Source organism: Streptomyces sp. NRRL F-5755, from assembly GCF_001279365.1.
GTDB classification, from domain to species: domain Bacteria; phylum Actinomycetota; class Actinomycetes; order Streptomycetales; family Streptomycetaceae; genus Streptomyces; species Streptomyces rimosus.
This window is the reverse complement of sequence record NZ_LGCW01000281.1, coordinates 42367-52430: the sequence shown is the minus strand read 5'-3', so window position 1 is coordinate 52430 and position 10064 is coordinate 42367. Positions and strand designations below refer to the sequence as shown.

At 73.1% G+C, this 10064-nt stretch carries 12 protein-coding genes; 11 read left to right on the top strand and 1 reads right to left on the bottom strand.

What is annotated here, in order from left to right:
* The first annotated feature begins 198 nt into the window (after positions 1 to 198).
* From ADK86_RS28050 to ADK86_RS28000, 11 genes are all read left to right on the top strand, one after another.
* Positions 199 to 399, top strand: a complete 201-nt coding sequence (locus ADK86_RS28050; protein ID WP_004571893.1) for a hypothetical protein — start codon at positions 199 to 201, stop codon at positions 397 to 399.
* A 281-nt stretch (positions 400 to 680) separates the two neighbouring features.
* Entirely contained in the window at positions 681 to 1724 is a 1044-nt protein-coding gene (locus tag ADK86_RS28045; protein ID WP_053699127.1) for a Rossmann-like and DUF2520 domain-containing protein, read from the top strand.
* Positions 1721 to 2746: a pantoate--beta-alanine ligase gene (gene panC, locus ADK86_RS28040; RefSeq protein ID WP_053699126.1), complete on the top strand. Its 1026-nt coding sequence runs from the start codon at positions 1721 to 1723 to the stop codon at positions 2744 to 2746. The genes ADK86_RS28045 and panC overlap by 4 nt, the downstream gene beginning before the upstream one ends.
* Positions 2743 to 4551 carry an L-aspartate oxidase gene (locus ADK86_RS28035; protein ID WP_053699125.1) on the top strand — a complete coding sequence of 603 codons (1809 nt, stop codon included), beginning with the start codon at positions 2743 to 2745 and terminating at the stop codon, positions 4549 to 4551. Before panC ends, ADK86_RS28035 begins: the two co-directional genes overlap by 4 nt.
* Positions 4548 to 5582, top strand: a complete 1035-nt coding sequence (nadC, locus tag ADK86_RS28030; RefSeq protein WP_053699124.1) for a carboxylating nicotinate-nucleotide diphosphorylase — start codon at positions 4548 to 4550, stop codon at positions 5580 to 5582. Before ADK86_RS28035 ends, nadC begins: the two co-directional genes overlap by 4 nt.
* 5 nt (positions 5583 to 5587) lie before the next feature.
* On the top strand, positions 5588 to 6385 hold the full coding sequence (locus ADK86_RS28025) for a type III pantothenate kinase (protein WP_003982973.1): 798 nt from the start codon (positions 5588 to 5590) through the stop codon (positions 6383 to 6385).
* 254 nt (positions 6386 to 6639) lie between these two features.
* On the top strand, positions 6640 to 7236 hold the full coding sequence (locus ADK86_RS28020; RefSeq protein ID WP_053699123.1) for a hypothetical protein: 597 nt from the start codon (positions 6640 to 6642) through the stop codon (positions 7234 to 7236).
* 46 nt (positions 7237 to 7282) lie between these two features.
* Positions 7283 to 7462, top strand: a complete 180-nt coding sequence (locus tag ADK86_RS28015) for a hypothetical protein (protein ID WP_003982975.1) — start codon at positions 7283 to 7285, stop codon at positions 7460 to 7462.
* 245 nt (positions 7463 to 7707) lie between these two features.
* The gene (locus ADK86_RS28010) at positions 7708 to 8166 is read left to right on the top strand and encodes a BlaI/MecI/CopY family transcriptional regulator (RefSeq protein WP_053699122.1); all 459 of its coding nucleotides are present in this window, start codon (positions 7708 to 7710) and stop codon (positions 8164 to 8166) included.
* Positions 8167 to 8175: 9 nt separating this feature from the next.
* Positions 8176 to 8694 (top strand): amino-acid N-acetyltransferase, encoded by a 519-nt coding sequence (locus ADK86_RS28005; RefSeq protein ID WP_030600525.1) that lies wholly within the window; start codon positions 8176 to 8178, stop codon positions 8692 to 8694.
* 156 nt (positions 8695 to 8850) lie between these two features.
* Positions 8851 to 9183, top strand: coding sequence for a histone-like nucleoid-structuring protein Lsr2 (locus ADK86_RS28000; protein WP_003982978.1), 333 nt, complete (start codon positions 8851 to 8853; stop codon positions 9181 to 9183).
* Here ADK86_RS28000 and ADK86_RS27995 read toward each other — a convergent pair.
* Positions 9114 to 9812 carry an SCO3374 family protein gene (locus tag ADK86_RS27995; RefSeq protein WP_043978339.1) on the bottom strand — a complete coding sequence of 233 codons (699 nt, stop codon included), beginning with the start codon at positions 9810 to 9812 and terminating at the stop codon, positions 9114 to 9116. The two genes, ADK86_RS28000 and ADK86_RS27995, sit on opposite strands and share 70 nt — an antisense overlap.
* Positions 9813 to 10064: the final 252 nt, after the last annotated feature.

The following is a 10064-nucleotide window of genomic DNA, read 5'->3' as shown; positions in this document are numbered from 1 at the left end:
CCCCCACCCACCCCCCTCGTCGTGCCTTCATGCTGCTGTCTCGCGGCTGCTGTCCAGCGGCTGCGTCTCGCAGCCGCTGCCTCGCAGCCGCTCTCTCGCGACCAATAATGCGCACCCCCCTGACCTGCACCGCCCTCGTTTGACGGCTCCCGTCAAACGACGAGCCGTCAGCCGTCGGGCAGCCCCACTGTGGTGCCCATGAACGCATCCCAGCAGCACATGCTCGACGCCTACCGTGCCGCCCAGCGCGGCGAGCTCCCGCCCCCGCCGCCCGGCACCGGTGACCTCCAGGCCCTGCGTGAGATCCGCCAGTGGCTCCGCTTCCGGGCCGTTGTCACCCCGTCGGCGGACCGACCGCTGGCCCGCTTCCGGCGTGCCGTACGCCAGGCCCTCACCTGAAGGCTCGTACGTCCCGCATCACCTCACCCGATCCCTCCCCTCGATTCCGGCTCCCGCCCCGCTTCCACCCCAACCATGACGGGTCCCGACCCGCCCCTGCCACCCCTGTGGATAACTCGTCCGGGGCCGCCCGGCGGGCCTGTGGAAAACGTTCGGTGACGCGGTACGAGACGGCCATCTCACCCTGCGTACGACTCTGAAGGCCGCCGGAAGCACTCGCGTAGCATGGCCAGCGAATCGTCCGGTACCCCCCGCGGACTGGAACGGAAGGCCATCGCCGCGTGAACACAATCCCACCCACCGAGGCCCAGGACCGCCCCGCCCGGCTGACTGTCGGAGTCGTCGGCGCCGGCCGTGTCGGCCCTGCCCTCGCCGCGTCGCTGCAGCTCGCCGGACACCGGCCGGTCGCCGTGTCCGGCGTCTCCGACGCCTCCGTACGGCGCGCCGCGGCGCTGCTGCCCGACGTCCCGGTCGTCTCGCCGTCCGAGGTGCTGGAGCGCGCCGAGCTGGTGCTGCTCACCGTGCCCGACGACGCCCTCCCCGGGCTCGTCGCGGGCCTGGCCGAGACCGGCGCCGTACGGCCGGGGCAGCTGCTCGTGCACACCTCGGGCCGGTTCGGTACGGCCGTCCTGGACCCGGCCACCCGCGCCGGCGCGCTGCCGCTGGCCCTCCACCCGGCGATGACCTTCACCGGCACGCGCGTCGACGTACAGCGGCTGGCCGGCTGTTCCTTCGGGGTCACCGCGCCCGAACCGCTGCGGATGGCCGCCGAGGCGCTGGTCATCGAGATGGGCGGGGAGCCCGAGTGGATCGAGGAGGAGGCCCGCCCGCTCTACCACGCGGCCCTCGCGATCGGCGCGAACCACCTGGTCACCCTGGTGGCGCAGGCCATGGAACTGCTCCGGCGCGCCGGGGTCGGCGCACCCGACCGCATGCTCGGCCCGCTGCTGGGCGCGGCCCTCGACAACGCGCTGCGCTCGGGGGACGCCGCACTGACCGGCCCGGTCGCCCGCGGCGACGCCGGTACGGTCGCCGCCCACGTCTCCGAGCTGCGTAAACACGCCCCGCAGAGCGTCGAGGGCTACCTCGCCATGGCCCGTACGACGGCCGACCGCGCCCTCGCGCACGGCCTGCTGAAGCCGGAACTGGCCGAGGACCTGCTGGGCGTCCTGGCAAACATCGGCACCGGCCTCGCCAGCCCCCGCACCGGCCCCGCAAACCCCGGGACCGGCCCCGCGAGCGGCCACCAGGAGGGCCAGGGGCCCGATCACCCCGACGACCCCTCCTCCGGCTCTTCCGACCACCCCGAAGAAGGCGACCGATGACCGCCCCGCGCCCCCGCCTCGTGCACACCGCGGCCGAACTGCGGGCCCTGCCGGACCGCCCCGGGCAGCGGGCCGTCGTCATGACCATGGGCGCTCTGCACGAGGGGCACGCGACGCTGGTACGCGCCGCTCGCGAGCAGGTCGGGCCGGACGGGCTCGTCGTCGTCACCGTCTTCGTCAACCCGCTCCAGTTCGGCGCCGGCGAGGACCTCGACCGCTATCCGCGCACCCTGGAGGCGGACGTCGCGCTGGCCGGCGCGGCCGGTGCGGACGTGGTGTTCGCGCCGGGCGTCGACGAGGTCTACCCGGGCGGGGCGCCGCGGATACGGATATCCGCCGGCCCCATGGGCGACCTTCTGGAGGGCGCCAGCCGGCCCGGTCACTTCGACGGCGTCCTGACCGTCGTGGGCAAGCTGCTGCACCTCACGCGCCCCGACGTGGCCCTGTTCGGCCAGAAGGACGCGCAGCAACTGGCCGTCATAGAGCGCATGGTGAGCGACCTGAATTTCGGCGTACGGATCGTCGGCGTCCCCACCGTCCGCGAGGACGACGGGCTGGCGCTCTCCAGCCGCAACCGCTACCTCTCCGCCGCCGAGCGCCGTACCGCCCTGGCCCTGTCCCGGGCCCTGTTCGCGGCCCGCGACCGGCTCGCCGCCGAAGAAGCGCTGCGCGACCGCGCCTCCTGTACGGCGCGGACGGCGCACCGCGCGCACGACCGTTCCACGGCGCTCGCCGCCCTCGGTGAGGACCGCGCGGCAGCCGACGCGCACGCCCTCGCGCACGCCGTCGCCACCCCGCTGCGCGCCCCCGCGGTGGCCCGCGCGGCGGCCCACGCCGTCCTGGAGGACGCCGCCCGCCTCGACCCGCCGCTCGCGCTCGACTACGTGGCGCTCGTCGACCCGGCCGACTTCACCGAGGTCCCGGACACCTACGAGGGCGAGGCGGTCCTCGCGGTCGCCGCCAAGGTCGGCACCACCCGCCTCATCGACAACATCCGCCTCACGTTCGGAGCGCCCCGATGACCGGCACCGGCCCCACCGGCCCTGACACGCCCACCCGACGCGACACCCTCCGCCTCCAGGCCCCCGCCCCCGGCTGGTCCATCGAGGCCGACGTCGTCGTGGTCGGCTCGGGAGTCGCGGGCCTGACCGCCGCCCTGCGCTGCGCCGCCGCGGGCCGCCGCACCGTCGTGGTGACCAAGGCCCGCCTGGACGACGGCTCCACGCGCTGGGCCCAGGGCGGCATCGCGGCCGCGCTCGGCGAGGGCGACACCCCCGAGCAGCACCTGAGCGACACCCTCGTGGCGGGCGCCGGGCTGTGCGACGAGAACGCCGTACGCACCCTGGTCACCGAAGGCCCGGACGCCGTCCGCCGCCTCATCGCCACCGGCGCGCGCTTCGACACCACGCCCGGCGGCGACGAGATAGCCCTCACCCGCGAAGGCGGGCACCACCGCCGCCGCATCGCGCACGCGGGCGGCGACGCGACCGGCGCCGAGATCTCCCGCGCCCTGGTCGACGCCGTACGCGCCCAGGGCCTGCGCACCATCGAGAACGCGCTCGTCCTCGACCTGCTCACCGACGCCGAGGGGCGTACCGCCGGCGTCACCCTGCACGTGATGGGCGAGGGCCAGCACGACGGCGTGGGCGCCGTGCACGCCCCCGCGGTCGTCCTCGCGACCGGCGGCATGGGCCAGGTCTTCTCCGCGACCACCAACCCGGCCGTCTCCACGGGCGACGGCGTCGCCCTCGCGCTGCGCGCCGGCGCCGAGGTCTCCGACCTCGAATTCGTCCAGTTCCACCCGACGGTCCTCTACCTCGGCCCGGACGCGGAGGGGCAGCAGCCGCTCATCTCGGAAGCGGTACGCGGTGAGGGCGCCCACCTGGTGGACGCCGACGGCATCCGCTTCATGACCGGCCGGCACGAACTCGCCGAGCTGGCCCCGCGCGACATCGTCGCCAAGGCGATCATGAGCCGCGCCCAGGAACAGGGCGCCGAGCACATGTACCTGGACGCCCGGCACTTCGGCGCGCGCATGTGGGAGGAGCGCTTCCCGACCATCCTCGCCGCCTGCCGCGCCCACGGCATCGACCCGGTCACCGAGCCGATCCCGGTCGCGCCCGCCGCGCACTACGCCTCCGGCGGCGTACGGACCGACCTGTACGGCCGGACGACCGTGCCGGGCCTCTACGCGTGCGGCGAGGTCGCGTGCACCGGCGTGCACGGCGCGAACCGGCTCGCCTCCAACTCCCTCCTGGAGGGGCTGGTCTTCGCGGAGCGCATCGCGGACGACATCACGTCCGCCCCCGTCCGCCGCCCGGGACCGGCCGTCGAGCCCGCCGCCGCCCCCGTACCGCTGCTCGCCCCCGAGGCACGCACCACGATCCAGCGGATCATGACCGCGGGCGCCGGAGTGCTGCGCTCCGCCGCCAGCCTCACCGAGGCCGCCACCGCCCTCGCCCGCCTCCAGCGCGACGCGGCCGAAGCGGCCACCACAGCGGCCCAGGCCACCGCCCCGGGCCAGGCCGCCGCCCCGGAAGGCGCCCCCACCGACCGCCCCAAGCCGGCCGAGCCCGGTGTCGAGGCGTGGGAGGTCACCAACCTTCTGCTGGTCGCCCGGGTGCTGGTCGCCGGGGCGATGCGCCGGGAGGAGACCCGCGGCTGCCACTGGCGCGAGGACCACGCCGACCGGGACGATTCCCACTGGCAGCGGCACTTCCTCGTCACCCACCGCCCGCCGCACACCCTGCACACCCGTACGACCGACACCGCCGCGTTCCCCGCGACGACCGCCGCACCCGCGCCCGAAACGGAGCCGACCCAGTGAGCACTCCCGACGACCTCCCCCTGCACCAGATCGGCCGTCAGGACCAGGCCGCGCACCAGGAGGCCCCGGCTTCCGGCGGCGGCTGCGGCGACTCCTGCGGCTGCGGCGACGGCGACGGCGCGTACGAACTCGACCCGACGGCCTGCGGCCTCGACCCCGCCCTCGCCGCCCTCCTGGTCGAGGCCGGCCTGGACCCCGTACAGGTCGAGGACATCGCCCACGTGGCCCTCGCGGAGGACCTCGACCAGGGCGTGGACGTGACCACCGTCGCGACCGTGCCCGAAGAGGCCGTGGCCACCGCCGACTTCGCCGCCCGCCAGGCGGGCACCGTGGCGGGCCTGCGGATCGCCGAGGCCGTGCTGTCCCTGGTGTGCACCACCGAGTTCGAGGTGGAACGGCACGTCGAGGACGGCGACCGCGTAGCGGCCGGCCAGCAGCTGCTCAGCGTCACCGCCCGCACCCGCGACCTGCTCACCGCCGAGCGCACCGCCCTGAACCTGCTGGGCCGCCTGTCCGGCATCGCCACCGCCACCCGTGCGTGGGCCGACGCCCTGGAGGGCACCGGCGCCAGGGTCCGCGACACCCGTAAGACGACGCCCGGACTGCGTGCCCTGGAGAAGTACGCGGTGCGCTGCGGCGGCGGCGTCAACCACCGCATGTCGCTCTCCGACGCAGCCCTGATCAAGGACAACCACGTGGTCGCGGCGGGCGGCGTGGCCGAGGCGTTCAAGGCCGTACGCAGCGGCTTCCCCGGAGTGCCGATCGAGGTGGAGGTGGACCGGCTGGACCAGATCCCGCCGATCCTCGCCGAGGGCGCCGACCTGATCCTGCTGGACAACTTCACGCCCGGGCAGACGCGGGAGGCCGTGGCGCTGGTGGCCGGGCGGGCGGTCCTGGAGTCCTCCGGCGGGCTCACCCTGGACAACGCCCGCGCCTACGCCGAGACCGGCGTGGACTACCTGGCCGTGGGCGCGCTCACGCACTCCTCCCCGGTCCTCGACATCGGCCTCGACCTGCGCGAGGAGCGCTGACGCAGATGCTGCTGACCATCGACGTGGGCAACACCCACACCGTCCTCGGCCTGTTCGACGGCGAGGAGATCGTCGAGCACTGGCGCATCTCCACCGACGCCCGCCGCACCGCCGACGAACTCGCCGTGCTCCTCCAGGGCCTGATGGGCATGCACCCGCTGCTCGGCGAGGAGCTGGGCGACGGCATCGAAGGCATCGCCATCTGCTCCACCGTCCCCTCCGTCCTCCACGAGCTGCGCGAGGTCACCCGGCGCTACTACGGCGACGTGCCGGCCGTCCTGGTCGAGCCCGGCGTCAAGACGGGTGTGCCGATCCTCATGGACAACCCCAAGGAGGTCGGCGCCGACCGGATCATCAACGCGCTGGCGGCGGTGGAGCTGTACGGCGGCCCGGCGGTGGTGGTCGACTTCGGTACGGCCACCACGTTCGACGCGGTCAGCGCGCGCGGCGAGTACGTCGGCGGCGTGATCGCCCCCGGCATCGAGATCTCGGTGGACGCCCTCGGCGTCAAGGGCGCCCAGCTCCGCAAGATCGAACTGGCCCGGCCGCGCAGCGTCATCGGCAAGAACACCGTCGAGGCCATGCAGTCCGGCATCCTGTACGGCTTCGCCGGACAGGTGGACGGCGTGGTCCAGCGCATGGCGCGGGAGCTGGCCGACGACCCGGACGACGTGACGGTGATCGCCACCGGCGGACTGGCCCCCATGGTCCTCGGCGAGTCCTCGGTCATCGACGAGCACGAGCCGTGGCTGACACTGATCGGGCTGCGCCTGGTGTACGAGCGCAACGTTCCCCGGAGCTGATCCGTACGGGGCGGGCGGGCCCGGTCGTCGCGGGACCACCCGCCCCGTACAGGCCCGCCCCATTCAGGCCCGCCCCGAACCGCCCCGACTGGCCGGGCAAATTGCCCACTTGGTCCCTTGTTTAGGGAGAAGAGGCTTTTGCCCGTCAAGCCAAGCTCCGCGACACTTGCACCGTTCTAATCCCGTTAAGCGGATTTTGTCCGCCGGGGACGTAAGGTCGGGTCATGCCTACGCCATACGGATCCCGCGGCGGTATGGCCTTCAGCGCCGACGAGTTGCGCGTGCTGCGGCGCGCGCTCGCCGTCGCTCTCGGGCCGACGCGCCACACGACCGGTGCCCCGGACGCCCCGGCGGGCTATGACGCCGACGGCGCTCAGGAGGTCCAGGAATATCTGCGGCTGGCCGAGGCCGTGGACGAAGCGGTGCGCGAGGGCGGGCGGCTGCGCGCCTTCCTCCTGGCCGACCTCGTCCGCTACCGCGAAGCCCTGCCCGGCTCCGCCAGCGGCTACCTGGCGCATCTCCAGGAGGCCCTGGCGGTCGGCTACGACCCCGCCCCCGCCGATCTCGCCGCCCTGCGCTCGCTGGTCGCGGGCGCCCGGGGGCCGGCCGAAAGCGAGCGCCGCACCGCCCTGCTGCGCCGCTGCGAGAGCCTGGCCGAGCAGTTCGTACGGGCCCGGCTGCGCGCGCTCCCGGGCGGGAGGGGCGCCAAGGACCCCGAGCCCGCGCCCCGTCCCGCACCGGTGCGCCCGCAGCCGAAGGCGCCGCGTCCGGGCCGTCCCGTCCCCACGCCGGGCGAGGTGTTCCCGCCACGCCGCAAGCCCGCGCCGCCCCCCGCGGCCCGGACCGCCTGAGCGCTGCGTACTCTGGAAGCCTCACTCCCGAAGGAGGCCCCTGGTCATGGATTACGTCGCAGCGCTGGTACCGCCCGTGGTGATGGCCGTGGCGTTCGTCGCGCTCATCGTGACGATCGTGAAGAGCCAGGGCGGCGAGAACAAGTCCAAGGAGGACGCGGCGGTCGACGCCGCGCTGGCCCGCGCCGAGGGCGCCCGCCAGGAGCCCAAGGCCCACGGCGCCTGACCGCCGCCGGCCGGACCGCTCCGGCCGCTGCCGCCCGTCCCGGGCCGCCGACGGAATGCGTTTCTCCGTCCGGCGGCCGGACCGGTCGTGCGCACCGCATCCGTCCCGTACGGCCCGAGACCGCGTGTCCCGGGCCGTACGGCCTTTTTCCGGCGCAAATCAATCGGGTAAGAACCGGCATTCGCGACATCTCCCACTATTGTGCTGGTGTGCCACGACGCTTGGGTGATCTGGAAGACGCGGTCATGACGCGGGTGTGGGAGTGGAACCGCCCGGTCACCGTTCGGGAAGTCCTGGAAGACCTGCAGAAGGAACGGTCGATCGCCTACACGACGGTGATGACCGTATTGGACAACCTCCATCAGAAGGGCTGGGTGCGCCGGGAAGCCGAAGGGCGCGCCTATCGATATGAGGCGGTCTCCACTCGTGCCGCCTACGCGGCCGCACTGATGAACGAAGCGTGGTCCGCGAGTGACAACCCCGCGGCGGCTCTGGTGGCCTTCTTCGGCATGATGTCGCCGGAACAGCGCCATGCCCTACGGGATGCCGTACGGATGGTGCAGGGCGACGAACCGGCGGAACCCGCACCGCCCGCGCCACAAGCAGAGCGGGCGGAACCCGAAGCCGCCCCCGCACCTGCGGATGCGGGGGAAGCAGATGCGGGGGAAGTACCCGCGGCGGGTTCCGGCGACTCGGGGCGATAGCGTCGCCGCATGCCGCCGCTATCTAATGGAGTCACCGTCCGCCGCGCCAGGACCAGCGATGTACCGGCCGTACGCGGCCTCATCGACGCCTACTCGCAGGACGGCATCCTCCTCGACAAAGCCACCGTGACGCTTTACGAGGACATCCAGGAGTTCTGGGTGGCCGAGCGGGACGAGGACGCCGCGGTCGTCGCCTGCGGCGCCCTGCACGTCATGTGGGAAGACCTGGCCGAAGTGCGCACATTGGCCGTGGACCCGCGCCTGAAGGGCACCGGGGTCGGCCACCAAGTCCTCGACAAGCTGCTGCGCACCGCGGGCTGGCTCGGAGTGCGGCGCATTTTCTGCCTCACCTTCGAAGTGGACTTCTTCGCCAAGCACGGCTTCGTGGAGATCGGTGAGACGCCCGTCGACGGCGATGTCTACAGCGAGCTGCTGCGTTCCTATGACGAGGGCGTTGCCGAGTTCCTCGGTCTCGAACGAGTGAAGCCCAACACCCTGGGCAACAGCCGCATGCTTCTGCACCTGTGATCAGCGTTCTATGTCCGAATCGCGCCCCTATCTCATAGCTGTGGAAGCAAGCGTTCCCCGACTGCCGGCCAACTGAACCCTACCCAGGGGTTTGTGTTTTTCCCGGAAAAGCGGTTTGCTTTCCGTCGTAATCCACATTCGATGAAAGGGAAACCGGTGGCACAGAAGGTTCAGGTTCTTCTTGTCGACGACCTCAACGGCGGCGAGGCCCATGAGACCGTGACGTTCGCCCTCGACGGCAAGTCCTACGAGATCGACCTGTCCGACGACAACGCCCAGAAGCTGCGCGACTCGCTCGCCGAGTTCGTGAAGGCAGGCCGCAAGACCGGTGGCCGTTCCGGTGGCCGCGGCAAGGCACGGGCGTCTTCCGGCGGCAGCCAGGACACCGCGAAGATCCGCGCGTGGGCCAAGGAGAACGGCTACAACGTCAATGACCGCGGCCGGGTGCCCGCGGAGATCCGTGAGGCGTTCGAGAAGGCGAACGGCTGATCGCCGTACCCGCGATCTGTTTGTCTTCGAGCTTGACGACCGCGCAGCAATCGGGCCCGGTGGCATTCCGTGGCCGCCGCGCTCACGAGTCGTACGAGGTCGGGGGCGCGCCCCTGGCGATCAGCGAGGGGAATCCCGCGGCCCCCGTGCCCTGCCCCGGTCCCCGTGGTGGGCAGGCAAGCCTCGATCTCGTACCCCGGCTCGGGAGGCCGCACCCACCCCGCGGCCTCCCGCGGACCGGTTCCGCACGGCCATCGCGCGTGCGGCGCCGGCGGCGGTGACGGCGCGGGCATCCGGTCCCCGGTGCCGCGTGCGGTCAGATCCAGCCCCAGCGAGCCCCATTCCAGCCATTCCAGGAGACCGGCCAGCTCCTCGGCCGCACCGGCGGCCACGAGCATGAGCATCCTGGGGCCGGCGGTGCCGCTGCGGTCGATCGCCACGGGCCCGGTGCGGCCCACCCGCCCCAGCACGGCCCGGCCCGCGTCGGCGGGCAGGTCCAGGGCGTCGAAGCGCTCCCCGGTCAGCAGCTCCACCGGCTCCGTGCCGGTGGTCGGCCAGCGCAGCTCGTCCTCGTACCACTGCCGTACGGCGGCGAGGGGGAAGCGGGATCGCGGGATCGCGACGGGCATACCCGGAGCAACTCACCAAGCCCCGAGAAGTTACGCTGGGTTGACGTACGGGTACGTACTGTCGCCAGGGAAGGGGGTGGGCGGGGGCGTGACGGCGCATTGAACGGCGCTCGGGTGTTCGCCCGTAGCGGAGGGAAGAGGCCCGCGCCGCATGGAGTGTCAGTGGCGGCGGGTAAGACATTACCGGTGGGAAGAGACGGTGCAGCGGCGTGCGCAGCGCTTTTTCCGGAGCGGCGGCGGACTCCGGGCGGG

Bases quoted from the DNA above. Each gene is read 5' to 3' on its own strand.
- ADK86_RS28020 (WP_053699123.1), top strand. From the start codon at position 6,640: ATGGCCTTCAGCGCCGACGAGTTGCGCGTGCTGCGGCGCGCGCTCGCC.
- ADK86_RS28010 (WP_053699122.1), top strand. From the start codon at position 7,708: ATGACGCGGGTGTGGGAGTGGAACCGCCCGGTCACCGTTCGGGAAGTC.
- ADK86_RS28005 (WP_030600525.1), top strand. From the start codon at position 8,176: ATGCCGCCGCTATCTAATGGAGTCACCGTCCGCCGCGCCAGGACCAGC.
- ADK86_RS28015 (WP_003982975.1), top strand. From the start codon at position 7,283: ATGGATTACGTCGCAGCGCTGGTACCGCCCGTGGTGATGGCCGTGGCG.
- ADK86_RS28035 (WP_053699125.1), top strand. From the start codon at position 2,743: ATGACCGGCACCGGCCCCACCGGCCCTGACACGCCCACCCGACGCGAC.
- ADK86_RS28050 (WP_004571893.1), top strand. From the start codon at position 199: ATGAACGCATCCCAGCAGCACATGCTCGACGCCTACCGTGCCGCCCAG.
- ADK86_RS27995 (WP_043978339.1), bottom strand. From the start codon at position 9,812: ATGCCCGTCGCGATCCCGCGATCCCGCTTCCCCCTCGCCGCCGTACGG.
- panC (WP_053699126.1), top strand. From the start codon at position 1,721: ATGACCGCCCCGCGCCCCCGCCTCGTGCACACCGCGGCCGAACTGCGG.
- ADK86_RS28025 (WP_003982973.1), top strand. From the start codon at position 5,588: ATGCTGCTGACCATCGACGTGGGCAACACCCACACCGTCCTCGGCCTG.